Source organism: Thiorhodovibrio litoralis (assembly GCF_033954455.1).
GTDB lineage: Bacteria > Pseudomonadota > Gammaproteobacteria > Chromatiales > Chromatiaceae > Thiorhodovibrio > Thiorhodovibrio litoralis.
On sequence record NZ_CP121473.1, the window covers coordinates 5153970 to 5179361 of the forward strand.

Here is a 25392-nt window from a genome sequence, read left to right on the forward strand (position 1 = left end):
GAGTCCGCCTGCGGCCTGGCTATTCCTCCAGATGCTCAGTGTAGCCCTTCGGCGGCGGGGTCCAGCCGCGCTCGGAGCGATCGTGCAACTGCAGCCGGTCGGTTTCCAGGAACTCGGCCAGGGTCGCGCCGTGCTCGCGGGCGCGAGCCAGATACGCCTTGTTGCTGGACATAGCCACATCCGCATCCCAGAGCTCATAGAGGCTATCAAGACCGGCCTGGTCATGCTGGCGAAAGGCGCGCGCCATGCGCTCGACCTTGAAGGGATGCATGCCGATGGCTTTCAGCGTCTCTTTGCCCAGCAGCAGCGAGGCGTCGAACAGCTCGCGCACGGCCAGGTCGGCGCCGGCCTTGTTCAGGCGATAAAGATGATTGACATCATAGGCGCGCACCAGGGTCTTGACCTGCGGGTAATGACGGCGGATGTAGTCGACCAGCTGCACCGCGCGTTCGCGATCATCAATCGCGATGACGATGGCCTGGGCGGATTCGATCCCCGCTGCCTGGAGCAAATCCGGGCGTGAGGCGTCGCCGAAATAGCCCTTGACACCGAATTTTGCCAGCATGTCGATGGTCGCCGCCTCATGGTCAAGCACCACGGTATTGACCCCGCTCGCTACCAGCAACCGGTTGACGATCTGCCCGAAGCGACCACTACCGGCGATGATCACAGTGCCCGGGGTATCGATCTCACGCGCCGGCTCCTGCCCGCCGCTCGCGGTCTGCCGGCGCACCAGTCGCTCGGAGAGGATGAAGAGCGCGGGCGTCAGCAGCATCGACAGCGCCACGACCAACGACAAGGTCTCCGCCAGCTCGCCCGGAATGGCCTGGCTTTGCAGGCTGAAGGACAAGAGCACAAAGCCAAACTCGCCCGCTTGTGCCAGCCCGAGTGCGAAGAGCCAGCGGTCGGCGGGTGCGAGCCGAAACACCAGCGCCAGCCCAAAAAGCACCAGCGCCTTGATGGCAATGATCCCGACTGTCAGGCCAAGGATGAGGAAGGCGTCGTCAAACAGAATGCCGAAATGGATGCCAGCGCCGACGGTGATGAAAAAGAGCCCGAGCAGCAGCCCTTTGAAAGGCTCGATGTCGGATTCCAGCTCATGGCGGAACTCGCTGTCGGCCAGCACCACGCCCGCGAGAAAGGTGCCAAGCGCGGGCGACAGGTCGACCAGGGTCATCAGCAGCGCGATGCCGATGACCAGCAACAGCGCGGCGGCGGTGAAGATTTCGCGCAGCCGCGAGTCGGCGATAAAGCGAAACAGCGGCCGCGACAGGTAATGGCCGCCCAAGAGCACGGTCGCCACGGCCGCGAGCACCACCAGCGTATGCGCCCAGCCTGACAAGCCGGCGACCAGACTCAAGCTCTCGTTGTGTGGCGCACCGCCGGCGAGCGCCTCGGCATTGCTCGCGACCTGGACCTCGACACCGGTTCCGGCCAACTCCGGCAGCGCCAGCAGCGGAATTAGCGCCAGCATCGGGATCACCGCGATATCCTGAAACAGCAGGACCGAGAAGCTCGCGCGACCACCCGCGGTTTTGACCAGGCCCTTCTCATTCAGGGTCTGCAGCACAATCGCCGTCGAAGACAGCGAGAAAATCAGGCCGATGGTCAGAGCCAGGGTCCCGCTGAGCCCGAACAAGAGCCCAAAACCGGCGATCAGCCCTGTGGTGAGCGCCACCTGCAGGCCGCCGAGCCCCAGCAACTGGCCGCGCATGCGCCACAGCATGCGCGGCTGCAATTCCAGACCAACCAGAAACAGCATCATCACCACGCCGAGCTCGGCGAAGTGCTGAATCTCCTCGGTCTCGGCCCCGACCAACCCGATCATCGGGCCAATCACAATGCCGGCGAGCAGATAGCCGAGAACCGAGCCCAGCCCCAAGCGCTTGGCAACAGGCACGGCGATGACTGCGGCACACAGGTAAACAAAGGCGTCGAACAGCCATCCGCCCATGAGTCAGTCCGCCAGTCGATCTGCCTGTCGGCCTAGCGCGCTATTGAGTTGCGGCGCGCGTTGGGCAGCAGGCACGTCGAGACGGTCATCGCGCAGCGCGGCCAGTAGCCACAGCCAATTGTCGACATGGCGGGCGAGGCGCCCCTCCTCCACCGCCGTGCGCGCGCCGAACAGGCAGAAGGGCGGCAGATAGACCATGCCGCAGAGGTTGGCCATCTGCTCCAGCGGCTGGAGCAACTCGCGGATGGTGAAATGATTAAACCCATCGGCGCGATACGCCGCCTCCGGCCCACCGGCGGACAGCGCGGAGAAAAAGCACTTGCCATGCAAGGCGGTTCCCTTGGCGCCATAGGCAAAGCCGTACTCCAGCACCAGATCCTGCCATTCCTTGAGCAAGGCGGGCGTCGAATACCAGTAGAGCGGGTGCAAGAAAATGATCACATCATGCGCCAGCAGACGCTGCTGCTCGCGGTCGATGTCGATCTGCGAATCCGGGTATTCGGCATAGAGGTCAACCAGGGTCACCCCATCGACCTCCCGCGCCGCCTCGGCAAGCGGCCGGTTGATCTCCGAGCGCTCGAGCGAGGGATGCGCGAGCAGGATCAGGATGCGGCGGTTGGGCGGCACGGCCTGGGTGGCCGGTGGCTCGTCAAAGCGATTCATCGCGACGGGACTCGTGCCCTTTTCTCTCGAGCACCTGGCTCACGACGGCTTGAAGCTGTTCCATCTCGACCGGTTTGGCCACATAGCCGTCCATGCCGGACTCGAGAAATTTTTTCTCATCCCCGGCCATGGCATAGGCCGTCACGGCGATGACGGGTATGTATTTATTTTGATTCCCGGCTTGCCCTTGTCTGATTGCCGTTGTGGCCGCAACCCCATCGAGAACCGGCATCTGCACATCCATCAGCACGAGGTCGAAAAGCTGCTCCCGCAAGACCGCCAAAGCCTCGGCTCCATCATCCACGCTACGGACCTGATGCCCTGCTCTTTCCAGGTGTTTCACAACGATAATCTTTGAGGCCTTATCATCCTCCGCCACCAGGATTCTAAGTCCCTCCAGCGCTCTTTGTTCCGCTTCCGCGGCAAGAGAGGCACCGCCGGGTTCCACACGCTTGAAAGGGATCCAGACCTTGAACGTCGAGCCAGCGCCGTCCTCGCTCTCCACGGAGATGTCTCCGCCCATCATTTCGACGAGCCTTTTTGAGATCGACAACCCAAGCCCCGCACCCTGGTATGTTCTCTGGTAGCTCTCTTCGGCCTGGGTAAAGGGGGTGAAAAGATGCTCCAAGAACTCAGCCGGCATGCCGATTCCTGTATCTGAGACCGCGAAAACCAAGCAGTGCTGATCGGCCTTTTCTGACGGCACGGTCTGGGCACTCAAGGCGACATGGCCCGCATTGGTGAACTTGATCGCGTTACCCACCAGGTTGCTCAGCACCTGCTGCAGACGGGTGGCATCGCCGCACAGGGTGGTGGGAATGTCTGGATCGATGTTCACGCGCAAATCCACCTGCTTTTCCACGGCAGCGGGAATAAACAGCTGGACCACGCCATTGATGGCGTCTTTGAGATCAAAAGGCTCAACAACCACGTTCATCTTGCCGGCTTCAACCCTGGCGAGATCGAGAATGTCTGAAAGCAGCCGCAGCAGCCGTCGGCTCGACTGAAGCGCCTGATCGGTATATTCGTTTTGCTCGCTGTCCTGGTCGGTCATTTTCAGAAGCTGCAGCATGCCCATGAGACCATTCAAGGGCGTGCGGATCTCATGGCTCATGTTGGCCAGGAACTCGGACTTGGCCCTGTTGGCGGCCTCGGCCAGCTCCTTGGCTTCGAGCATCGTCTGCTCGGACATTTTCCGCTCAGTGATGTCGAGGTGCGAGCCAAGCACGCGATAGGCTCTGCCGTCCTCGGCGCGAATGATGGACGCGTGAACCAGAATCCAGAGGTAGCTGCCGTTCTTGTGCTGGAACCGGTACTCGAGCTTGTATTTGCTGGCACCTTCTTCGATCTGCTCGCGGATGAAATCGAAGGTGGCGTTAACTTCGTCGGGATGCACGCGACTGCGCCATTCATCCAAACCATCCCCAACCTCGTCGTCGCCGCATCCGATCTGTCGCTTCCACTCCGACGAATAAGACACCTTATCGGTGGCCAAATCCCAGTCCCAGATACCCACGCCACCGGCTCGTATGGCTTCCTCCTGGCGCAGCAGCGCCTCGCGGATTTGCGCCTCCGCGCGCTTGCGCTCGGTGATATCCGAGGTCACCACCGCGAGGTGAGCGAGGGAGCCGTTGTCATCCTTCACCGGCACGATGACATGCTCGAGCCAGACCTCAGTGCCTTTGGTGTCGCAGTAAACACCCTCCAATCGGGTTTGTTGCGGCCGTTTTATCACCTCCCGCAAGGCCGCTCTCAACTGGTTGGCGCTTTCCTCCGGAAAGAAATTGAAGGGGTATGGCTTACCATAGGCATCGTCGGACTTCGTCAGTTGCAGCATGTCGAAACCGCTGTCGTTCATGAACTGCAAGTTCAAGTCAAGATCCACGATCTTGTGGCAAACGGGGGAGTGAGCCAGCAGCACATCGCGCGTCAGCAAATTTTTACCAACGCTGCCGGAGAGAGCGTCGGCGGCGACTTCCGCGATTCTTCCGCGCGCCTCGTCCGATTCGACGCTAACTTGGGTGTCAACCTTTTTGGAATCTTGCATAATCCGTTCCCAGAGAGCTAGCGTGCGGCGCAGTCTCCTCTGATTGTCACACAATCCATGGCCAAAATGGATGTTTTTCAGACGCGCGACAGCGATGCTGCTTGAACGATCGGAGCGTCATATTTTCTACTTGGAACCGCCTGAAAATTGCTCGAGTCCTGGCCGTCTCCGGCAGGTTGGGATAGGCGATGGCCATGGCCACCTAATCGAAAACGCGGCGGGTGAGAAAGACCGCGAAGCTATGCACCCACCAGCGGCGCGCGACTGGCGCCCAGGCGCATCACCCGCAGGTAAAGCGTGGCGAGGATCTCGGCCGAGGAGCAGGCCTGGCTGTGATAGCCGCCGTTGTTGTTAAAGGTATGCCCGAGCACCCGCCGGCGCACGGCGTCGGCGACGCGGCGGATGGACGCCTGGCTCGCGACCTGGGAGTAAAGGGCGTCGGTCATGAAGAAACCTGTGAGAACAGGTGTGTGTGGCTTAATGGAGTGCGCGTTCGCTGGCCTGTTTTACATAGGCATCCGGCACCAGTTGCTTCAGGCCGCTGTTGGTCAGCTTCTGCTTGGCCGCGGCCGCGCTCGGATAGGGTCCGAGCATGACCACATAGAGCCCTGGCGTCAGGCCGCGGTAGAAGGCGGTCTCTGAGACAATCAAGTTGTCTGAGGGAAAATTCCGCTCGACAGTGCCAGCGAGCCGATTGGCCTCGTTGAGACCCGCCTGGGTTCCGGGTAGGCTGCCAAGAATTACGAACCAGCCCGGCACCCAGCCGGGATCGGCCGCGCGGCCTTGAGCGCAGGGCGCGAGCGTCAGCAATAGGCCGAGCGCTAGCAGCAGCCAGGGCGAGGGATCAGCGGTGACTTTCCGCATGGCGCCGGGAAGCGTGCTGGGGCCTGGGCTGGGAAACGAGCTGGAAAACGTGCTGGGACCCGTGCTTGGGAGCGCATTGATTGTCATGGGCGCTTCTCCGGCGCCAGTGGCGCGGTGGATTTGAGGAAAGCGATGGCGGCCCAGAGCATACCCCAATCAACGCTCGATCCGAGCACCGTGTTGTGCGCCGATGTGCGATCTTTCCGCTGATTTTGGCTCGAGCCATCGGCGGAAATAGATGACGCGCCCGTGGTGGCGAGCCTGACAAACGCGGTTTGTTCACGCTGGCGTGGCGCTTAGATTCAAGCACGGGGCTTGCCAGCCTTCAGGAACCATAGCAGCGGGATCATGACGAGAAAGGTGAGCGTGATCAGCGAGAACACCAGGGTGAAAGCGCGCATCTGCGCCTGACGGCTGACCTCATGGGTCAGGATGGCGACCGTCGTCGGGTCCGACAGGCGCAGGTCGCTGGCTTGAAGCCACTCGCGCAGCGCTGGATTGAAGGGATTGACGTGAGCGCCGAGCTGATTCCACGCGACTTGACCGAAGCGGCTGTACCAGGTCGCGGCGATGGAGATGCATCATGCCCAGGGCCGCGCCAAAGCCGCGCGGGGCCCTGACCAGGCCCGCCGTGGACGCTCGCGGGTGCTGCGCTGGGGCTGGAATTCAAGCCGCAGCAGCGTCAGGCGCGGCCAGCGCGGACACACCGTCCAGTGGCCAGCGGGGTCTTCCTGGGTGTGAACCAGGCCCAGGCAGCAGCGCACGAGCTAGCGGAAGTAGTTGCCGGCGACCCAAGTGGCATCCAGTCCGGGTGGTGTCAGGATGCGCTGAATGGAGCGCACTAGGCTTTGCTCGCGCATGGATGCCTGGTCGGCAGGCAGCCATGCCGTGCGCGGGCTCATCGGTCTGGCCGCGGATCCTGGGCGTGCATGAACGGCGTTTGGTCCTTTCGCGGCCAAGGCTTGCAATAGCGCGGCGCGAAATCCGAGCGCCTCGTCCGATTCGACGCTAACTTGGGTTTCAACCTTTTTGGAATCTTGCATAATCCGCTCCCAGAGAGCTAGCTTGCGGCGTAGTCTCCTCTGATTGTCACACAATCCATGGCCAAAATGGATGTTTTTCAGACGCGCCAAGGCGATGCTGCTTGAACGATCGGAGCGTCATATTTTTTCCTTGGAACCGTCTGAAATTGCTTGAGTCCTGGCCGTCTCCGGCAGCTCACGCAAGGCTATGGCGTCGATCATTTGCAGCGATCATCACCCATATTGTCCCATATTCTCATTGAGGGACTTTTCCTGATCTTCCCAAGGAACTGACTGGTCATTAATCAATGAGCGCAAGCCAGCACACTGTCATGGAAAAGCGCGACCCAGCCTCGCCAACATTTCGCCGTCGCGTCACTGACTGCGCCATACCGACCGAGGAGGCGCAGGGAAACCGGGTGCTGACGCTGAAAGAGGTGCTGACCGATCTGACAGCGGATGGCTTGGTCTCTCGGGAGACGGCCGACACCTTGCTGCAGCGCGCGGCACGACAAAAACCGGCCGAGAAGCATGTGCTCGAGATCATCGCGGATGCGGAGCTGACATCAGCGCGGCCGCCGCACCAAGCCCTGGGGCTTGAGGACCTCACCGTCTGGCTGGCCGAGCGCTGCGGCCTGCCGTATTTGCGCATTGATCCGCTCAAGATCGATGTCGGCAGCATCGGCGAGTTGACCACCGCCGCCTACGCGAAATGGAATCGTATCCTGCCCGTCGCGCTGACGGCGCAGAAGGCCGTCTTCGCGACCTGTGAGCCCCATCTCAGCGACTGGGTGGGCGAGTTAGAGAATATCCTCAAGCTGAAGATCGAGCGGGTGGTATCCAACCCACGCGACATCGACCGCTATCGTCGGGAATTTTTCGACGTGTCGCGTTCCATGCGCGGTGCGCGTTCGACCCATGCTGAAACCAATCTCTCTCTGCACAATCTCGAGGCCCTGGTCGATCTCGGCAAGACCGGCGCCCTGGATGCCTCGGACAGCCATATCGTCCATCTGGTCGACTGGCTGCTGCAATACGCCTTCGAGCAGCGCGCCAGCGATATCCACCTGGAACCCAGACGCGACGCCGGCAATATTCGCTTTCGCATCGACGGCGTGATGCATGCTGTGTCTCAGATTCCGCCTGTGGTGATGGCGGCAGTGACCAGTCGCATCAAGATTCTCGGCCGCATGGATGTAGCCGAGAAACGCCGCCCGCAGGACGGGCGCATCAAAACCCGCACCGAAGCGGGGCTTGAGGCGGAAATGCGTCTCTCGACCATGCCGACCGCCTTTGGCGAGAAGCTGGTGATTCGGATTTTCAACCCTGAGGCCCTGCAGCAAGACCTAAGCCAGCTCGGCTTCGAGCCCGAGGAAGCCGCGGCATGGAAAGACATGACCGCCCTGGCGCACGGCATTATTTTGGTGACGGGGCCGACCGGGTCGGGCAAGACCACCACGCTTTACTCGACACTGACCACCCTGGCCACGCCGGATGTGAATGTCTGCACGGTGGAGGACCCAATCGAAAACCTGCACCCGAACCTCAACCAAATGCAGGTCAATCACAGCATTGGGCTCGATTTTGCCAGCGGCGTGCGCACCCTGCTGCGGCAGGACCCGGATGTCATCATGGTCGGTGAGATTCGCGACCTCGAAACCGCCGAGATGGCGATTCAGGCCGCCTTGACCGGGCACCTGGTGCTCTCCACCCTGCACACCAATGACGCGCCCTCGGCCATCACCCGGCTGCTCGATCTCGGCGTGCCCTACTACATGATCAACGCCACCCTGATCGGCGTGCTGGCGCAGCGATTGGTGCGCACCTTCTGCCCGCACTGCAAGGCACCCGCCACACCGGATGCGACGCTGTGGAAGTCGCTGGTAAAACCCTGGGATGTTGCCCCGCCCACGCGCGTGGCCATGCCGGTCGGCTGTCTGGAATGCCGCAACACCGGCTACTTTGGCCGCGCCGGTCTCTATGAGTTGTTGCGGCTCACGCCCAGCGTGCGTGATTGCATTACCCGTGAGGTCGACGAACCGCGTCTGCGCACCCAGGCGTTGAAAGAAGGCATGCGCCCGTTGCGCATTGGCGGGGCGCGCAAAATCGCAGCCGGCGTGACGAGCTTCGAGGAAGTGTTCCGCGCCGCGCCCATGCCGTCTGACTGACGCCGCAGCTGGCGCATTCGCGATCCAAAAACAGTGTTTCTCTGACGCCAAGTTCTCCGGCGACCTGTCAACTTTTCCGCTAGCATGCCAGCCATGAACAAGCGCTACACTCCCTGGCGGTCGTTTTTCCTGCTCTATCCGCTGCTGGCGCTGATTCCGATCGGAATTCTGACGGGTTACAGCGTTTGGGCCTTGTCCAACCGCCTGGAAACAGCAGAGCGCAGCGAACGTTTTGCGGTTGATATCGAACGCGAAGCCGTCGCGACCCAACTCCAAGGGGTGGTGAAGGACCTCTGCGTGCTGGCGCGGCAAAACGAGTTAGCCACCCTGTTGCTTGACGACACCAGCGATGCGCGCCTTGCCATGGCGGCCGAGTACCTAGCGCTCGCGCGCAATTCCGGTCACTACGACCAGATCCGCTATCTTGACGAAAACGGCTTGGAAGTCGTGCGCGTCAACTACAACGCCGGGGCACCTGCGCTGGTCGACCCGCAGGATTTGCAGGACAAATCTGATCGCTATTACTTTGCCGATTCCATGGCTTTGGAGCCTGGACAGATTTATGTCTCGCCGCTCGATCTGAACATTGAGCAGGGCCAGATTGAAATCCCCTACAAACCGATGATTCGCCTGGGCACAGCGGTCGAGGATGGCGACGGGAACCGGCGCGGTGTGATTCTGATCAACTTCCTCGCCCAAGGCATGCTCGATCAAGTCGAAACCGCCGGTTCCGTCAGCCCGGGGCAGTCGATGATGCTTAACGACAAGGGCTACTGGCTGGTCACGCCCAATCCCCCCGTCGGCTGGGGCTTTATGTTCCCCGACCGCGCCGAAGCGCGCATGCCGGAGTTTTATCCCAAGGTCTGGGCACGCATGAGCCAGAGCGCCAAGGGCACAATTCGCTCTGATCAAGGCATCTTCACCTATGATCGCTACGATCCGCTGGAACGGCTTGATGGCTGCTTCAACCACCCCAATGGCGTGACCGGCGCCGTGGCGACCAGCGGCTATCCCTGGTTGATGGCATCGCATCTGCCGCAAGCACTGATCAACGGCTGGCGCCGCACAGTGATCACCCAGGCTTTCCTGATCGGCGTTCCCTTGCTCGTGCTACTTGCCGTGGGCACCCGAGCCATACTGCTGGTTACCGCCGAGCGCCGCCGCCATCGCGAGCACATGGAGGAACTGGCGCGCTTCGATCCGCTGACCAGCCTGGCCAACCGCAACACCTTCGAGGAGCACCTGCGAGAAGAGATCGAGCGCGGCAAGCGCCACCAGCGCCGCTTGGCGGTGCTCTATCTTGATCTCGACGGCTTCAAGCAGATCAACGACACCCAAGGCCACAAGGTCGGTGACGAAGTGCTGATTCAGGTCGCGGAGGTGCTCAAGACCAGCTGCCGCGCCACCGACCTGGCCGCGCGCCAAGGCGGCGACGAGTTCGCCGTGCTGCTGTCCGAAGTGGCCGATGCCAGCGCCGCCACCGCCGTCGCCGAAAAAATCCGCTCGCTCATCGAATCACTGTCTTGGCAAGGCATGGGCGTGGGCGCCAGCATCGGCATCGCACTCTGCCCCGATCATTGCCCCGACGCAGATACGTCGCCAGACTATCTGCTGCGCCTGGCCGACGAGGCCATGTATCGCGCCAAAACAGCGGGAAAAAACCGCGTCACCCTGGCCAAAAGCTGACTGGTTTTGAGAAATCTCAGTTCATACGACACGTGTTACAACAATTCCCTTGTTGGAATCAAACATCAAACATCCATCAGGACAGACAACGCGATGGCACACTAAAATCCTGAAAGTCAACGAAGCTTCTTAGATTTTCGAAACCCGCTGTAACCTTATGACTTAATAATTATTCTTACCGGCACCATGGCATCTGACAGGTCAATTTATGGCCCAAATTTGATCGTTAAAACAGCGCGTTATGAAAATATTCAGGTTGTAAATAATATACTCTTTTCGTGCCTTGACATGCCCGCCCGTGCCATCTAGCCTTCTGGCTATTGTTCCGCCAGGTCACACCACGGTATTACAATGCCCAGCAAAGCCGCCACTAACCGCCGTTTGCGCGCAACGCGCCGGCCCACCCGCCAGCATCTGAACAACCTCGTCGCCTACTGGTCGCTGCGGCTACTGATCGAGCTGCGCTTCTGGGAGCAGCTGTCCGGTTACCCCGATGCGCTGACCGATGATGGCGATCTGCTGCGCCCGCTCGGCCTAGGGCGTTATGAAGATGCGGACATGAAACCTCGCGCCTTTCTGCGCCTGCTGAAGGATCGCCTACAGGTGCTGAGCGCCAAACAGCCCGAGTCCATCCTGGAACCCGTGCACCAGCGCCTGCAGCAGGAACTCGCGCTATCCCTGGTCGAGTGCCGGATTCTGACCCTGGTGCTGGCGCTTTGCTCTTACCCGCCTTTTGCCCGGCTGACGGAGGAGTTTGGCGAACTCTCGCGCGCGGATGCGATCTCCGCCATCGCCACGGCGCTGGGCGTATCCCGCCCGGCAGTGCGCAAGGCATTGTCGTCCGACGGCCACCTGGCTCGCTCTGGCCTGCTGCAGGTCAGTCTGGGCGGCGTCGATACGCTGGCCGATAAGTTCCTGCCACTCGATGGACTCGATGCCCTGCTGTTTGAGTCCCGCATCGGCGTCGATACCCTGACCCGCCGCTATTTCGCCCTGGCACCACGCCCGACTCTCAAGCGCCGCGACTACCCGCACCTGGGAGCAACCCTCAGCGATCTGCTCGCCTATCTCAAAGCCGCCCGCCAGCACAGCGAGTCCGGCTGCAATGTGCTGCTCTATGGCCCGCCGGGGACCGGCAAGACGGAACTCACCCGCGTCCTGGCCAAGGCGCTCAAGCTTCGCCTCTATGCCATCAGCGCCACGGACGAGGATGGCGACCCCATCGGCGATGCCCAGCGCGTCGCCGCCTACCAACTCGCGCAGCATCGCCTCTCGCGCCAGCCCGATAGCCTCATCCTGTTCGATGAAGCCGAAAGCCTGCTCGCGCCCTCCTGGCTCGATGCCCTGTTCAGCGAGGACGCGCCCACCACCAACAAGGGCTTCATCAACCAACTGCTGGAAACCAATCCTCTTCCCACTCTGTGGATCGCCAACACCATCGAGGAGATGGACCAGGCCTTTGTGCGCCGCTTTGACATGCTGATCGAAATGCCCGTGCCGCCGCTATCGGTGCGCGCCGGGATCGCTGCGACCGCGATGAATGATCTGGATGTGAGCGCGGCCTTCACTCAGAAGCTGGCCCGTCAGGCACACCTGGCCCCGGCTCATCTGACGCGCGCCGCCCGGGTGGCGCGACTGTGCGCGGCTGGCGGCGCTTCCCGCGCGCAGACCGAAGCGCAACTGACGCGCATGCTCAATGGCACCCTGCGCGCAATGGGACAGGCCGTGCCCCTGATGAAAGTGACAAATGCCGCCAGCGACGTCACCACCTACCGCCTCGATCTGCTCAACCCCGATCGGCCCATTGAGCCCATCATCCGGGGGCTCGCGCTCGGCGGTCAGGGTCGCTTGTGCCTGTACGGGATGCCTGGCACGGGCAAGAGTGCCTTCGCCGCCGAGGTCGCGCGCCGCCTCGACCGGCCCTTGCTGACCAAGCGCGCCTCCGATCTGCTTGGCTCCCTGGTCGGCCAGACCGAGCAGGCCATCGCCGCCATGTTCGCCGAGGCCAGTCGCGATGGGGCGGTGCTGCTGCTGGATGAGGCGGATAGCTTTCTGCGCGCTCGATCCTCAGCCCACCAAAGCTGGGAAGTCACCCAGGTCAATGAACTCCTGACCCAGATGGAGGCCTTCGACGGCGTCTTCATCTGCACCACCAACCTGGTCGATCAACTCGATGATGCCTCGCTAAGACGCTTCGACCTCAAAGTGAAATTCGAGGCTCTCAAGGTCCAGCAGCGCATGCAGCTGTTCACGCAGGTGTTGACCGAGCAGGGTGTCGCCGCGCCCGCTGGCTCGCCCTGGCGGGCGCGGCTCGCGAGTCTCGACGATCTCACCCCCGGTGATTTCGCCGCCGTGATCCGTCAGCTGCGCATCGAACAGGCCAAGTGGACAGCCGCCCTGCTGTTCGAGCGACTTCAGGCGGAGTGTCGCCACAAACGCCAAGGGCGAGCCCGCCCGATTGGCTTTGCTGCTGCCATCTGACCGCCGCCTATTCCATACGACAGACTCTGTCGCGAACAGCGCGGCCTAGTTAGCCCGCCCGCGTGGTCGATTGCGAGCCCAATCGCCACGCCCGGCCGAACAGCATGGGCCGGACTAAACTCCAACAGCCAGCGCCACGCCAGCCCATGACAAGAATTAAAGAGGAGCGATAGCGAGTTGAAAGAAACCATCAAACGCGAATTGCCGGGTTACCTGCGCGCGGATACGACGTTACGCGCAAGGCCACGAGGCTGATCGCTATCTCGCCCGATGATCGAACCCAAGGCGAAAAATTTGGCTGAGCGCCTAGGTATCGACTGTTATGAGGATTCGCTGAACATTGCGAGACTTTAAGGCGCAGATAACAGCCGAGAGTCGGATTCGTTTGCCCGGAAACTGAAATATATAGCCGAACATGGTTTCTTTTTCCGGTTTCTTTTTCCGCCGCTGGTGCCCGCGTCGAGATTCGCTGAGTGCTAGATTTTGCGAATACATCATCGATCGGGAAAAGCAGGAGTACCTCATGGCGTCCGTGACCCTTTCCAGCAAGTTTCAGATTGCGATTTCCAAGTCCGTGCGAGAGGAAATGCACCTTCAAGCCGGTCAACGTTTTGCGGTCATCACCAAGGGTGACATCATCTCGCTGGTGCCGATCCGCGCACTGGAAGAGATGCGGGGCATCTTCAAAGGTGCCGATACCAGCGATATTCGTGATCGTACTGATCGCCTGGAACGTTACAAATGATCTTGGTGGACACCTGCGGTTTGAGGTGGACCCCATGTCAAGGACAGTTTTTCCCCGAATTTAAGTTAGCGCGCCCAGTTCAGTCGCAGCGGATTGGCGCTGCCGCTGGCAGGCGAACGCCAAAGTGGTTGGCGACCACGACACCGCTGCCTTCTCCTCGACGATGAACATCGTCCGGCGTTCGGTAGCCGAGCCCCTGGTGGGGGCGTTTGCTGTTGTAGAAGGGGAAATACGCCGACAGCCCCATGAACAGCTCTGAGAGCTGTCTCATAGCCCTTGGGGTAGATGTCCTCCCATTTGACACTGCGCCACAGACGCTCGACGAAGACGTTATCCAAAGCCCTGCCGCGCAAGAAGATCGACCCGCTTCTTGATGGCACTGCGGGCGCCGTCCGCCATTCCTTTCAGTATCCTTGTTGCCTGCTTATGGAGCCGCATACGATACGCCATCAGAGTGTCTCTCTAACCTCCTTCCAGTCATCGAATTCTTCTTCGCGACCGTCGCGGTAGGCTGTGCGAACCGACTCTAGATGTCATGTCGGCACCTCATTGATCCAAACGTTGTCGTCATCAGGAACGTGATCTTTTGAATGCACGCAAATCCGATGCCTCAAACAACTGGCTACGCCCGACCGTCTGAGCAGGCCGGATCTTGCCCGCTTGCACATAACGCCTGAAGGTTGGAACCGAAACCTCAATGTACTCTGCGGCCTCAGGCACGGAGAAAGGCTCCCGGTGAACCGAGCTAAACACTTGCTCATGCGTGAAATCGTCATCGCGAAAAGCCTCGCCGGTGAGCAGCGAGAAAAAGCGCAGTCGCTCGCCGGCTGGCATCTGCTTCATCTCTTGATAGAGGTCTTCAGCGGTTAGATGCATGGTCATGTTTCTCAGGCTTCGCGATCCCTCAAATATCGCTTGAGGCGGTCATGGAAATTTTCGTGGGTGCCGACTTGATAGAAGATCGGTCACCAGAAATTCGATCGCGACATTGTTCAAGGGCGATCGATACGCGATCAGGCAAGGCAGCCGCCACTGTAACCGGACAGGATCTACGTGGGCTGAGCCAGCTTAGGAGAGCCGCTGGCCAGCGCTCTCGGGGCTAGCGTGATGCTCTCATGATGGCGAAACGAGCGCGAGTCTTGAGAGGGGACTGCTCGCGGCCCCAACTCCGCGGCTGTGGGGATCTTTAAGAGACTCTCGGTAAAGCACGCGCAAGATCGGCTAAGCTTGCACTCTTGCTTTCTTTGCATCTGTTGCAACCCTGCTCCCTCGCCACCCCCAGAGGCCCCGCATGACACTCCAGGTCGCTCTCAATCACCGCACCACTTATGACTATGACCGGCGCATCCGACTGCACCCGCAGGTGGTGCGGTTGCGCCCGGCGCCCCATGCGCGCACGCCGGTTGTGAGCTACAGCCTCAAGATCAGCCCGCAGGAGCGCTTTACCAACTGGCAGCAGGACCCGTTCGGCAACTGGCAGGCGCGGCTGGTGTTTCCGGAGAAGGTCGATCATTTCCACGTTACCGTGGACCTGATCGCGGACATGGTGGCAATCAATCCGTTCGACTTCTTTATCGAGGAAGAATGCCGCATCCCGACCTTTGCGTACGAGAAGATGCTGCTCAAGGACCTGGCGCCCTACCTGGAAGTCCAGGAGGCTGGGCCGCTGCTGGCGGACTTGATCGCCGCGACCCGACCGACCGACAAAGACGACACGCTCGACTGGATCGTCGCGCTCAACCAGCGGCTGCAGGGTATGGTGAGCTATCTCATCCGCATGGAGCCCGGGGTGCAGACGCCGGAAGATACCCTGCACAAGTCGTCTGGCTCCTGCCGCGACAGTGCCTGGCTGTTGTGCAATCTGCTGCGCCACCATGGCTTCGCTGCGCGCTTCGTGTCGGGCTATTTGATTCAGCTCACCGCAGATCTGGCGCCGATTGACGACGGACCGGGCGGGCCGACCCAAGACTTCACCGACCTGCATGCCTGGAGCGAGGTCTTCCTCCCCGGCGCCGGCTGGGTGGGGCTGGACCCGACCTCCGGCCTGCTGACCGCGGAGGGCCATATCCCGCTGGCGGCCACGCCTGAGCCCGCCACCGCTGCCGCCATCAGCGGCAGCCACGAGGGTTGCGAGGTGCAGTTCGGCTTTTCCATGTCGGTCGAGCGCATCAAGGAAACGCCGCGCGTCTCGGCACCCTATACCGCCGCGCAGTGGGCCGGTATCGACGCACTCGGTCGTCAGATCGACGAGCGGTTGCGCGCGGGTGATGTGCGCCTGTCGGTCGGCGGCGAGCCAACCTTTCTCGCCGCCTTCGACCGCGACGAGCCGGAGTGGAACACCGCCGCCGTTGGCCCGACCAAGCGCGATTATGCCGACAAGCTAATCCGCCGCCTGCGCGAACGCTTCGCACCCAATGGGCTGCTGCATTACGGCCAGGGCAAGTGGTACCCCGGCGAGCAACTGCCGCGCTGGGCCTTCAGCCTGAGCTGGCGCGCGGACAGTGAGCCGCTGTGGACTGACCCTAGTCTGAGCGCACCGGAAGCTGACACCGGGGCGACTATTGTGGCCGCAGAGCGCTTTGCGGTGCGTCTGGCGGAGCATCTTGGCGTCGGCGGCGACTATGTGCAGGCCGCCTATGAGGACCCGGCGGCCTTTCTCAAGCAGGAATGCGAACTGCCGGAGAATCTCGACCCCGAGACCAACAAGCTCGATGACCCGCAAGCGCGCGCCCGGTTGGCGCAGGTGTTCTCGCGCGGGCTCGGCACGCCGCGCAGTTATATTCTCCCTTTGCAAGCCGCGCAGGTGCAGGCGCCGCAAGCGCGTGGCGAGCGCGGCGGACGGCACTACCAGTGGCTGTCCGAGATCTGGGCCACGCGGGCGAAAAAGCTGGTGCTGATCGCCGGCGACAGCCCGGCGGGGTTTCGCCTGCCGCTCGGGAGCTTGCCGCATCTCGATGAGGACGAATATCCCTACATGATCACGGCCGATCCATTCGCGCAGGACGTGCAGCACCCGCTGCTCGCTCGTCCAACGCGCGAGATTTCGCTGCAGAGCGCCGGGACTGGTCGCATACCGATTCCTCGCGGAGGGACTGCTACGACGACAGAGGCAGTGCCAGAGGTGCGCACCGAGAGCTTCGATGAGTTCTGGGCGCGCGTGCAGGGCATTGCCGCCCGTCGCGCCGCGCGCGAGGCCGAAGGGCCGGGCGATGCCGATCAGGGTGCTTCAGGTCAGAGCGGATCGGGTGCTATTGGCGCTGATCAAGCTAGCTCTGGTGAGGCTGATGCCGGTCAGATTGGCTCTGATCAGCCTGGCTCTTCCAAGGCCAGCACTGGCCAGAACGAAACTGGCCAGACGGGAACCGACCAGACCAACTCGGACCAGCTCTCACCCGAAAGCGCCCCGGTGCGCACCGCACTCACGGTCGAGCCACGCGACGGCAAGTTGTGCGTCTTCGTTCCGCCCACTCATCATGCGGACGAATACGTTGACCTGATCGCCGCCATCGAAGACACCGCCGCCGACCTGCAACAGCCCATTCATGTCGAAGGCTACCCGGCACCGCCCGACATGCGCCTGCGTGAGATCAAGGTCACCCCGGACCCGGGCGTGATCGAGGTCAACATCCAGCCCTCCACCAGCTGGCCCGAGCAGGTCCATATCACCGAGACGATTTACGAAGAAGCGCGCCAGCTTGGCCTCGATGCCTCGACCTTCGAGCTCGACGGCCGCCCGTCGGGCACCGGCGGCGGCAACCACGTGGTCTTCGGTGGGCCGACGCCGCCCGATAGCCCCTTCCTGCGCCGCCCGGATTTGCTCGGTTCGATCATCCGCTACTGGCAGCGCCACCCGGCGCTCAGCTACCTGTTCTCCGGGCTCTTTATAGGCCCGACCTCGCAGGCCCCGCGCATCGACGAGGCGCGCGACGACAGCCTGTTCGAGATGGAAATCGCGCTGGCCCAAATTCCCGACCCGGCCAACGCAAGCTCAGCCCCGCCCTGGTTGGTCGACCGCATTCTGCGCCACCTGCTGGTGGATTCCACCGGCAACACCCACCGCGCCGAGATCTGCATCGACAAGCTTTACTCGCCCGACAGCCCAACCGGGCGTCTCGGCCTGGTGGAGTTTCGCGGCTTCGAAATGCCGCCGCACCCCAAGATGTCGCTCGCCCAGCAGTTGGTGCTGCGCTCGCTCATCGCCTGGTTCTGGGAGCAACCCTACACTGCGCCGCTGGTTTCGCACGGCCACCGGCTGCGCGATGACTTCATGCTCCCTTACTTTGTCTGGGCCGACTTCCTTGAGATCCTGGGCGATCTCGGCCAGGCCGGCTTTAACATCGACCCCGGCTGGTTCGAGCCACATTATGAATTCCGCTTCCCGATCGCCGGGACCTTCTCGGCAGCGGGGCTGAATGTCGAGGTCCGCACCGCACTCGAGCCCTGGCATGTGCTCGGCGAGGAGGGCACCGTCGGCGGCACCGCGCGCTATGTCGACAGCTCGCTCGAGCGCATCCAGGTGCGGGTGCAGGGCGATCTCGCCGATCGCTATGCGGTCGCTTGCAACGGCTTCATCTTGCCGCTGGGGCCGGCAACCGGTCCTAAAGATCAGGTTGCCGGCGTGCGCTTCCGCGCCTGGCAGCCCCCGGCCTGCCTGCATCCGACCATCGGTATCCACTCACCGCTAACGATCGAAGTCTATGATCTCGCCCAGGGCCGTTCAATCGGCGGCGCCACCCATCATGTGATGCACCCCGGCGGCAAGGCCTATGAGACGCGCCCCGTCAACCTGCTCGAAGCCCAAGGCCGCCGCCTCGCCCGCTTCGAGGCCATGGGCCACACACCAGGGCGCAGCGCACCGCTGCGACCACGCATGCCAGCCGGAGCCGTGCACACCCTGGATTTGCGCGTGCAGCGGTCTTGAGTCTTTGTTAACAGCAAGGTTTCAAACAACTCATAGCCAGGGCTCGGTTGGCTAGGCTTTCGTCAGTTCGAAATCATCGACATCCCGATACTGCGGATTCTGGATAACTGCCCGTCGCGGCAACTAGACGGCACGCCTGGTCAACATCCGAGCGTTCCGCGAGGATTTTGGGTTATGACCGCATTTGTCCTCTAATCTTCGCCAACATCCGGGTGGTCCATCGTGTCAAAGCCCCTCCTCCCCTCAGGCGGCATGCCTGGTTGCGTGCTGCTGCTGATCTGTCTACCGCTTCTCTCCGGTTGTTCACAGGAGGCCGAGCCCGAGGGGTCACCGCCGGTGCGACCGGTCAAGACGCTGGTGGTGGAGTCGCCCGACTTGGGGGGAGAGCGCAACTTCCCCGGACGGGTCGATGCCGAGGCCAAGGCCGAGCTGGCGTTTCGCGTGCCTGGCACGGTCGCGGAGCTGATGGTGAAGGAGGGGGACCGGGTCGAGAAAGGCCAGGTGCTGATTACCCTGGATGCGACCGACTACGAGATCCAGCTGCGCAATGCCCAGGCGAGCTTTGAGCGCGCACAGAACGACTTCAACCGCGCCAAGGAACTGGTCGACGACGGCTTCATCTCTCGCACCGATTTTGACGCCAAGGAGGCCGAGTACAAAAATGCCCAGGCCGCGCTCGAGCGCGCGCAACAAGACGTTGAATACACCCAGCTCAAGGCCTCCTTCGACGGCACCATCAGCCAGCGCTATGTCGAGCGCTTCGAGGAAGTGCAAGCCAAACAGCCGGTGCTGGCGATGCAGGACAACAACAGCCTGCAGGTCAAGGTGGATGTGCCCGAGAACATCATCCGCGGCATCAAGCCAAGCGGGAATGACCAGCCGAACGCCGAGCGGGCGCCGACCTGGGCCACCTTCGACAGCCATCCTGATCAGCGCTTTGATCTGACCTTGCGCGAGGTCTCGACCCGCGCTGATCGCGCCACCCAGACCTTCGAGGTCACCTACACCATGCCGGCGCCGACGGATTTTTTGGTCTTCCCTGGCATGACAGCCACGGTCACCGCAGACCTCAGCCGGGTCAGTGTCGGCGAGCGTGTCTTCACCCTGCCGGCAACGGCGGTGACAGCGGACGCGCAACTGGAGCCCTTCGTCTGGGTGGTCGAAGAATCCGCCATGACGGTGGCCAAGGTGCCGGTTGAGGTCGGGCGCCTGAGTGGTAGCTCCATTGAAGTGGCCGGCGGCCTGGAACCCGGCCAGCGCGTCGTGGTGGCCGGGGTCGGCTATCTGGCCGAGGGCATGAAGGTGCGCTTGCTGCCGCAGCGCGAGCAAGCGCAGCCGCGCGCGGACGAGGTCCCATCCTCGTGAATATCGCCGAATACTCCGTCAAGACCCCGGTCATTTCCTGGCTGTTGGTCATCATTCTGGTCGGTGGCGGCATCTGGGGCTTTCAGAGCATGGGCAAGCTCGGCTCCACGCCATTTTCGAGCATTCCAACGATGCCATTTTTGTCATCGACCCGCATGCCGATCGGATTCTGCAGGCCAATCCACACGCCTGCGCCTTGCTCGGCTATGACAGCGACCAATTGCTTACCGAGATCCGCGCCCGGCTGCCATTCGATCAGCCCCACACCATGGAAAGCCGCCATCGGCGCCGTGACGGCAGTTGCTTTCCGAGCGAAATCAGTATCTGCAAATTCGGCAGCCCGGAGCATGTGCGCTTCGTCGCCGTGCTGCGGGATCAGACCGCGCGCAAGGCGGGCGAGGCGGCCATCGCCCGCCTGGCCGAGCTGGGGCGTCTGGCCGCGACCCTGGCGCATCAAATTCGCAATCCCTTGGCGACCATCCAGCTGTGTCTTGATGATTTCGCCGCGCGCGACCTGGATACCCGCGCACGCCGGCGCATCGAACTGGCGCAAGGCGAGGCGGCGCGCTTGGAACGCTTGCTGGCGGAAATTCTCGGCTACGCCGGCGAGCGTCCCCCCGAGCGCCAGGAACTGGAGCCACTGACCTTCGTGCGCCAGCTCGAGCCCGCGCTCGGGGCGCTGCCTACTCTCAAGGGCCGTCGGCTGCGGATCATCGAGACCGCGCCCCTGGCACCCATCCAAGCCGATGCGGACATGCTGGCGCAGGCGCTGTTTAATCTGATCGACAACGCCGCCGAGGCCTCCGCAGCGGATGGCACTGTGACCCTGACCCTGGGGCCAGTTCCGGGACCAATTCGGGGATCAGCTGGGGAATCAGAAGGCGAGCCGCAGCGGCCCTGTCTCGAAGTGCATAACACCGGCAACTCCATCCCACCCGAGATCCTCGCCCGGGTCGGCACGCCCTTCTTCTCCACCAAGCACTCGGGCACTGGCCTGGGCCTGGCCTATGTGCAACGCGTTGCCGATGCCCATGGCTGGACCTTTGAGCTGACCTCCGACGCGCACACCGGCACCCGTGCGCGCTTGTGGCTCTGAGAAAGGGGGTTGAGAAGGCTCGCAAGCGTCACCGCCACCTCAGTGGCCCGGAATTTGCTTATTTCGAAGACAAGGATGTGATGTCATCCGGTCTGGCAGGGGAGTCGATCAATCTGCCATCACAACTGTCGGATCGCGGGCTGGCTTGTGACCGCGCACGATCAGTCGCCCCGCTGGCGACTTTCCCCGTATGCAGGAGATGCTCCGTGAAACTGTTTCAATCGATTTTTGGCGCCGAGCGCGCGCGCGAACGCTATCCCGAGTCGCTGATCGAGCAGGCAACCGAGCGCGCCATCGATGGCACCGATGCGCGCTTGCGGCTGCTGCCCGGCTACCGCAAGCGGCTGCGCGCGCCTATTATCGGCGCCATCGACCATGTCGTGGCCATCGTGGATGGGATTGGCGCGCCGGTGGCGGCCTCGGCCAGCCAGTACAGCGATGAGCCACGGCTGCGGGCCTTGTTCAGCGCGCCGCGCGAGATGCTGGCGATCTTTGCCCGGGATGCGGCGCTCAAGGGCTATCTGGCCAGCGGGGAAGGGCGCGGGGCCGGCGCCGTTACCGCGCTGCTGCTGGCGGACCGCGTCGAACGCCAGGTGCTGGGGATGGATCTGGTCGGCGACCAGGTGCGCAAGGATGTGCGCCAGCTCGCGGTGAGTTTCAGTGCCCACCGGTTGCTCGACCCCAGCACCGATGAAGAGGGCAGTCGCCACCAGTGGAAACGCCGCGCTTTCGATCATCTGCTGACGCTGGCGCTCGCGCGGATGGCCGCGATGCAGACACAGCGTGCGGATCTGAAACATCAGCACGATCTGTTGCGGAGCAAGCTCGAGGCGCTCGAGCGCGGTGGCTGGAGCTTCGCCGCCACAGAGCAGGCGCCGACCGATCCGGCCAGTCTGCACGCGGAGTTGGAGGCGCTCAAGACGCACCTGAGCGCGCTTGGCGCCGACCACGAGGTGCTCAAGCGGCACCTGGAGCTGCTGGCGGAGGTGCTGAACGATGCGCCAAATCAGCTCCACCGCGGGACCATCGAGCTGTGGCTCGATGCGATGAACATTCAACGCGACCCCGATGACGCCAGCGCGCAACGCATCGGTTTTCAGGAACTGCACAATGCGATGAACCGGCGGGCGGTGCTCTTGCCGTTGCGCATCGACCCGGCCGATCTGCCGGAAACTCCGGACTGGCTGGCCGAGGCGCAGCGGCATCTGCAATGAGCAAACAACGCGCGTCAGACTCCAAGGCACGGCTCGGAGCTGCGGAGAAGCTCCGATATCTCGTGTCCAAGCCTTGGATAACCCGCAACTCTCACTGCCCAACCCCGACCCTCAATCCTCAACCTCTGGAATCAGCATGACCGACATCAGCAAAGAAGAAGGCGTCCTGCTCGCTATCGTCGAGCGCTTCGAGCAATTCCGCCTGCCACGCGCGCTCGAGATCAAGGCGCGGGTTGATCACGGTGAGGCGCTCACGGATACCGATATCACGCATTTGGAACAAGTCATGGAGGATGCGGAATCCATCAAAGCCTATGTGGATAAGCGCCCGGAATTCGGCAAGCTCTACGCCCGGGCGGTGCATCTCTACAAGGATATTACTGACAAGGCGCTGGCGAACGAGCCGGGGGCCTGACGCGCGCGCAGCGGGCGGCGGCGGCGGCCAGGTGCGCGAACAGGGCGCGATAGAGATCGCAGTGGGGGTCTTTCTCGCCCAAGCGGCCATGGACGGAGTAGGCGCGCACCGGGCAGCCGCCGTGGCACAGGGCGAGAAAGTCGCAGTCCAGGCAGTCTCCCGCGAGCAACTGCGCCGGGCGCTGATGGAAGCGTTCGCGCACCGGGTTGGCGGCGAGCAGTGCGGTTAGGGAGGCGGCCTCGAACAGGTTGCCGAAGCGCCAGTCCGGGTAGCTGCTGACCCAGCAGTCGCACTGGGCGACATGGCCGCGCGCGTCAATGCACAGCATGTGCCGAGCGCAGTCGTCGGTCCAGATGCAGGGCCGCAGGCTGGGCTGATCGCGAAAATAGGCCAGCAGTTCATCGAAGGGGCCAACGCGCGTGTCGTCGTCCGGGCCGCGCGCTAGCCAGACATCGGCCAGCTCGGTATAGAAGCGGATCAACGCGGGGCTGGCTTGCGGTAGGTCGCGCTTGACCGCGTTGAGGGCGCCGCCTGGAAATGGCGTGTTGACCTGGAAGCTGCGAATGCCAAGCGTATCAACAAAGTGACTGTAAAAGGCATCTGCGCCCAGTTCCAAAGTGGCGGCATTGGGCACGGCGATGGCCGAGACCTTGATGCCGACCGCGCGCGCCTGCTGGATCGCCCGGATCAAGAGAGCATCGTAATCCTGGCAGTCGCGACCCGCGCGGTGGCGATGGAGATTGGGCACATCGAGCGAGGTGCTGACCCGGTTGTCGAACATCTCGCGGATGATGTCGTTCCAGCGTGGGCTGTAGCCGATCAAATTGCTTTGCAATTCATGCCGGACGTTCAGGCCGCGCGCGATGGCGGCGGTCGCGATCAGCGCCTGGGCATGGGCGAACCAGGACGGCGACAGCGTCATCACCTCACCGCCCTGCCAGTGGATCAAGAGGGTCGCGTAGCCGGTGGCCAGCAGATGATCCAGCACCTTGGTGATCAGGACCTCCAGGCCCTCCAGCGACAGCGTCTCGTTGCTGTGTTCCTCGAAGCAATAGTCACAGGCCGCGTTGCATTGCAGCGTCGGCAGCAGAATCAGCGCGAAAGTCCGCCCGCTCATGCCGCGCTCAGCCCGGCTCCGGTGGCGCTTCGGCGGCACTCAGATCCGCGCGCAAGGCGCCAGCGGCGGCCTCGATGTCGCCAAACATCCGCTGGATTCCGGAGCCTGCGGCCGCGCAGGTGAAGTCGCGCGCCAGCCACTTGAAGTAACCGCCGCAGCGCGACAGCCAGGGGCAGTCGGCGCACTCGCCGCCCGCTGCCAGCAATTGCGCTTGGAACTCGCTGACCGACGCCGGGCCGGCGTCGCGCACCAGCGCGCCGTCGTCGTCGATGACCTGGATCTCGGCGGGGTCTTGTTCCAGCAATGACCACAGCGACACCGGCTGGTCGTGAACAAAGGATACCAAGAGCCCATTGAAGGGCTCGACCGTCTGGGACACTGTGGGATTATGCAAATAATCCACCAGCGCCGCGCGCGCCTCGGCCACCGCCAACCAGGTTGGCTGCTGCCCCCGCAGACGCACCGCAAAGCCGAGCGCCAGCGCTAGCTTCATCGCCCGCGCCAGACCGATCTCGAACGGCAGGCTGACGCGCACCGGGTGCGCATCGAGCAGCTCGGCGCAGCGATAGAGCAAGGCCAACTCGGCGACCGGGTCGGTCATGACCAGATCGAGCGGGACGCCCGCGCCCCAAGCGGCCAGCGGCGCCATATCCCCCGCCAGACCGATGATTTCGATCTGGCGCAGCCAGTCCGGGAGTGCCGCGCCGATCCGTGCCGGGAGTCCGGTCGGATCGTCCGTGCGCAGAATGACCTCGACCTTTACAGCGCTAATACCGTCCATTCGCCCAGCCGCCGGCGCCGCGACGATTGGCCCAGCTCCCGCCGCCGCCACCGCCGTTCACCCAGCCGCCACCGCCGCGCACCACCGCGCCGCCGCGACGGTTGACCCAGGCGCCGGCTTGCACATCAGCTCCCGGCGCCATCACGCCGCCGAACACGGCTACGGCAATCGCCGCCTTCGACCAGCGCCCCAAGCCGAGCAGAAAATCGCGGCGTTCCTGTTGCACGGCTTCCTCGGGCGTCGCGGTCAGATCCTGTTCTTGATGCGGTTGTTCGTTCATTGCGTTTTCTCCTGCTGGCTTACGGGCTACTCGGCAAGCGGCGCGGTGGGGTTGGAGAAATGCATGGCGCTGAGTTTCCAGTCGCCATCCAGGCGTTGCACCACGGCGGTGACATTGAGCGCAAATTGACGTTCCGTGCCCTTGAGACTGTCCTGATAGACACAGTTGGCGCTGATCCAACCGACATCCCCGCTGGCCTCGGCCTGCATCCAGGGACACTCGCGTTCGACGCTGCCGGCGTCGAAGTCGGCGAAGAAATGCGTGTAGGCGTCGGCGATTTGCTCGGCGCCGACCCAGCGTTCTGCGGTGGTGGTGCCCATGACGACGGTCTGGTCGCCGGGCGCATAGAGCGCCACCAGGGCCTCCAGCTCGTGGCCGTTGAGCGCCGCCTCATGGGCGGCGAAGAGCGCCCGAATCTCGGCCTCCGGCGCGTCCGCGGCCAGCAGTGGAGTGCTGCACAGCGTTAGCGCCATGGCCATCGCCAAGGGTGATTTCATTGTCATCTCTCAAATCTCCGTTCGTGGTGGTGAATTGGCGGTCGTTGCCGGTCGTTGCCGGTCGTTGCCGGTCGTG

Annotated in this window: 20 protein-coding genes and 2 pseudogenes; 10 read left to right on the top strand and 12 right to left on the bottom strand. The window is 62.8% G+C overall.

From position 1 onward, the window contains the following. Window positions 1-19: 19 nt before the first annotated feature. The 6 genes from Thiosp_RS23285 to Thiosp_RS23310 form a co-directional block, all read right to left on the bottom strand. On the bottom strand, window positions 20-1954 hold the full coding sequence (locus Thiosp_RS23285) for a monovalent cation:proton antiporter-2 (CPA2) family protein (RefSeq protein WP_201063064.1): 1935 nt from the start codon (window positions 1952-1954) through the stop codon (window positions 20-22). Between the two features lie 3 nt (window positions 1955-1957). Continuing rightward, window positions 1958-2617 carry an NAD(P)H-dependent oxidoreductase gene (locus tag Thiosp_RS23290; RefSeq protein WP_201063065.1) on the bottom strand — a complete coding sequence of 220 codons (660 nt, stop codon included), beginning with the start codon at window positions 2615-2617 and terminating at the stop codon, window positions 1958-1960. Continuing rightward, the gene (locus tag Thiosp_RS23295; protein ID WP_201063066.1) at window positions 2604-4664 is read right to left on the bottom strand and encodes a PAS domain-containing sensor histidine kinase; all 2061 of its coding nucleotides are present in this window, start codon (window positions 4662-4664) and stop codon (window positions 2604-2606) included. Before Thiosp_RS23295 ends, Thiosp_RS23290 begins: the two co-directional genes overlap by 14 nt. Before the next feature lie 239 nt (window positions 4665-4903). Beyond that, window positions 4904-5110, bottom strand: coding sequence for a hypothetical protein (locus Thiosp_RS23300; RefSeq protein ID WP_242518167.1), 207 nt, complete (start codon window positions 5108-5110; stop codon window positions 4904-4906). A gap of 31 nt (window positions 5111-5141) precedes the next feature. Beyond that, window positions 5142-5615, bottom strand: a complete 474-nt coding sequence (locus Thiosp_RS23305; RefSeq protein ID WP_323696728.1) for an SPOR domain-containing protein — start codon at window positions 5613-5615, stop codon at window positions 5142-5144. 680 nt (window positions 5616-6295) lie between these two features. Further along, window positions 6296-6571, bottom strand: coding sequence for a hypothetical protein (locus tag Thiosp_RS23310; protein ID WP_201063068.1), 276 nt, complete (start codon window positions 6569-6571; stop codon window positions 6296-6298). A gap of 311 nt (window positions 6572-6882) precedes the next feature. Here Thiosp_RS23310 and Thiosp_RS23315 point away from each other — a divergent pair, with 311 nt between their 5' ends. From Thiosp_RS23315 to Thiosp_RS23330, 4 genes are all read left to right on the top strand, one after another. Beyond that, the gene (locus tag Thiosp_RS23315; RefSeq protein WP_242518168.1) at window positions 6883-8718 is read left to right on the top strand and encodes a GspE/PulE family protein; all 1836 of its coding nucleotides are present in this window, start codon (window positions 6883-6885) and stop codon (window positions 8716-8718) included. 93 nt (window positions 8719-8811) lie between these two features. Beyond that, window positions 8812-10404 (top strand): sensor domain-containing diguanylate cyclase, encoded by a 1593-nt coding sequence (locus Thiosp_RS23320; protein WP_201063070.1) that lies wholly within the window; start codon window positions 8812-8814, stop codon window positions 10402-10404. A 351-nt stretch (window positions 10405-10755) separates the two neighbouring features. Then, the gene (locus Thiosp_RS23325; RefSeq protein ID WP_201063071.1) at window positions 10756-12885 is read left to right on the top strand and encodes an AAA family ATPase; all 2130 of its coding nucleotides are present in this window, start codon (window positions 10756-10758) and stop codon (window positions 12883-12885) included. A gap of 415 nt (window positions 12886-13300) precedes the next feature. Next, window positions 13301-13630 (top strand): AbrB/MazE/SpoVT family DNA-binding domain-containing protein, encoded by a 330-nt coding sequence (locus tag Thiosp_RS23330; RefSeq protein ID WP_242518169.1) that lies wholly within the window; start codon window positions 13301-13303, stop codon window positions 13628-13630. Window positions 13631-13709: 79 nt separating this feature from the next. On the opposite strand, the pseudogene Thiosp_RS23335 reads toward Thiosp_RS23330, so the two are convergent. Continuing rightward, window positions 13710-13980 (bottom strand): annotated as a pseudogene (locus Thiosp_RS23335) (integrase core domain-containing protein); the annotation flags it as partial. A gap of 220 nt (window positions 13981-14200) precedes the next feature. Further along, the gene (locus Thiosp_RS23340; protein WP_201063074.1) at window positions 14201-14506 is read right to left on the bottom strand and encodes a helix-turn-helix domain-containing protein; all 306 of its coding nucleotides are present in this window, start codon (window positions 14504-14506) and stop codon (window positions 14201-14203) included. Window positions 14507-14921: 415 nt separating this feature from the next. Here Thiosp_RS23340 and Thiosp_RS23345 point away from each other — a divergent pair, with 415 nt between their 5' ends. From Thiosp_RS23345 to Thiosp_RS23370, 6 genes and pseudogenes are all read left to right on the top strand, one after another. Continuing rightward, entirely contained in the window at window positions 14922-18551 is a 3630-nt protein-coding gene (locus Thiosp_RS23345) for a transglutaminase family protein (RefSeq protein ID WP_201063075.1), read from the top strand. 222 nt (window positions 18552-18773) lie between these two features. Then, a complete protein-coding gene (locus Thiosp_RS23350; protein ID WP_323696730.1) occupies window positions 18774-19916 on the top strand; it encodes an efflux RND transporter periplasmic adaptor subunit in 1143 nt (380 codons plus the stop codon). 145 nt (window positions 19917-20061) lie between these two features. After that, a pseudogene (locus tag Thiosp_RS24900) lies at window positions 20062-20133 on the top strand (hypothetical protein); the annotation flags it as partial. A gap of 132 nt (window positions 20134-20265) precedes the next feature. Further along, entirely contained in the window at window positions 20266-21012 is a 747-nt protein-coding gene (locus tag Thiosp_RS23360) for a sensor histidine kinase (protein ID WP_201062959.1), read from the top strand. A 206-nt stretch (window positions 21013-21218) separates the two neighbouring features. Next, entirely contained in the window at window positions 21219-22226 is a 1008-nt protein-coding gene (locus tag Thiosp_RS23365; RefSeq protein WP_201062958.1) for a hypothetical protein, read from the top strand. Between the two features lie 136 nt (window positions 22227-22362). Continuing rightward, a complete protein-coding gene (locus Thiosp_RS23370) occupies window positions 22363-22641 on the top strand; it encodes a hypothetical protein (protein ID WP_201062957.1) in 279 nt (92 codons plus the stop codon). Here Thiosp_RS23370 and Thiosp_RS23375 read toward each other — a convergent pair. From Thiosp_RS23375 to Thiosp_RS23390, 4 genes are read right to left on the bottom strand one after another with little or no spacing between them, the layout of a single operon-like run. Beyond that, on the bottom strand, window positions 22604-23758 hold the full coding sequence (locus Thiosp_RS23375) for a radical SAM/SPASM domain-containing protein (protein WP_201062956.1): 1155 nt from the start codon (window positions 23756-23758) through the stop codon (window positions 22604-22606). The genes Thiosp_RS23370 and Thiosp_RS23375 overlap by 38 nt on opposite strands. A gap of 7 nt (window positions 23759-23765) precedes the next feature. Beyond that, on the bottom strand, window positions 23766-24539 hold the full coding sequence (locus tag Thiosp_RS23380) for a hypothetical protein (RefSeq protein ID WP_201062955.1): 774 nt from the start codon (window positions 24537-24539) through the stop codon (window positions 23766-23768). Then, window positions 24526-24819 carry a hypothetical protein gene (locus Thiosp_RS23385; RefSeq protein WP_201062954.1) on the bottom strand — a complete coding sequence of 98 codons (294 nt, stop codon included), beginning with the start codon at window positions 24817-24819 and terminating at the stop codon, window positions 24526-24528. Before Thiosp_RS23385 ends, Thiosp_RS23380 begins: the two co-directional genes overlap by 14 nt. 26 nt (window positions 24820-24845) lie before the next feature. Beyond that, window positions 24846-25322: a YybH family protein gene (locus Thiosp_RS23390; RefSeq protein ID WP_201062953.1), complete on the bottom strand. Its 477-nt coding sequence runs from the start codon at window positions 25320-25322 to the stop codon at window positions 24846-24848. Between the last annotated feature and the right edge of the window lie 70 nt (window positions 25323-25392).

Bases quoted from the DNA above. Each gene is read 5' to 3' on its own strand.
- Thiosp_RS23305 (WP_323696728.1), bottom strand. From the start codon at position 5,615: ATGACAATCAATGCGCTCCCAAGCACGGGTCCCAGCACGTTTTCCAGC.
- Thiosp_RS23310 (WP_201063068.1), bottom strand. From the start codon at position 6,571: ATGCAAGATTCCAAAAAGGTTGAAACCCAAGTTAGCGTCGAATCGGAC.
- Thiosp_RS23320 (WP_201063070.1), top strand. From the start codon at position 8,812: ATGAACAAGCGCTACACTCCCTGGCGGTCGTTTTTCCTGCTCTATCCG.
- Thiosp_RS23325 (WP_201063071.1), top strand. From the start codon at position 10,756: ATGCCCAGCAAAGCCGCCACTAACCGCCGTTTGCGCGCAACGCGCCGG.
- Thiosp_RS23285 (WP_201063064.1), bottom strand. From the start codon at position 1,954: ATGGGCGGATGGCTGTTCGACGCCTTTGTTTACCTGTGTGCCGCAGTC.
- Thiosp_RS23315 (WP_242518168.1), top strand. From the start codon at position 6,883: ATGGAAAAGCGCGACCCAGCCTCGCCAACATTTCGCCGTCGCGTCACT.
- Thiosp_RS23295 (WP_201063066.1), bottom strand. From the start codon at position 4,664: ATGCAAGATTCCAAAAAGGTTGACACCCAAGTTAGCGTCGAATCGGAC.
- Thiosp_RS23390 (WP_201062953.1), bottom strand. From the start codon at position 25,322: ATGACAATGAAATCACCCTTGGCGATGGCCATGGCGCTAACGCTGTGC.
- Thiosp_RS23375 (WP_201062956.1), bottom strand. From the start codon at position 23,758: ATGAGCGGGCGGACTTTCGCGCTGATTCTGCTGCCGACGCTGCAATGC.
- Thiosp_RS23300 (WP_242518167.1), bottom strand. From the start codon at position 5,110: ATGACCGACGCCCTTTACTCCCAGGTCGCGAGCCAGGCGTCCATCCGC.
- Thiosp_RS23340 (WP_201063074.1), bottom strand. From the start codon at position 14,506: ATGCATCTAACCGCTGAAGACCTCTATCAAGAGATGAAGCAGATGCCA.
- Thiosp_RS23385 (WP_201062954.1), bottom strand. From the start codon at position 24,819: ATGAACGAACAACCGCATCAAGAACAGGATCTGACCGCGACGCCCGAG.
- Thiosp_RS23380 (WP_201062955.1), bottom strand. From the start codon at position 24,539: ATGGACGGTATTAGCGCTGTAAAGGTCGAGGTCATTCTGCGCACGGAC.
- Thiosp_RS23290 (WP_201063065.1), bottom strand. From the start codon at position 2,617: ATGAATCGCTTTGACGAGCCACCGGCCACCCAGGCCGTGCCGCCCAAC.
- Thiosp_RS23330 (WP_242518169.1), top strand. From the start codon at position 13,301: ATGGTTTCTTTTTCCGGTTTCTTTTTCCGCCGCTGGTGCCCGCGTCGA.
- Thiosp_RS23345 (WP_201063075.1), top strand. From the start codon at position 14,922: ATGACACTCCAGGTCGCTCTCAATCACCGCACCACTTATGACTATGAC.
- Thiosp_RS23370 (WP_201062957.1), top strand. From the start codon at position 22,363: ATGACCGACATCAGCAAAGAAGAAGGCGTCCTGCTCGCTATCGTCGAG.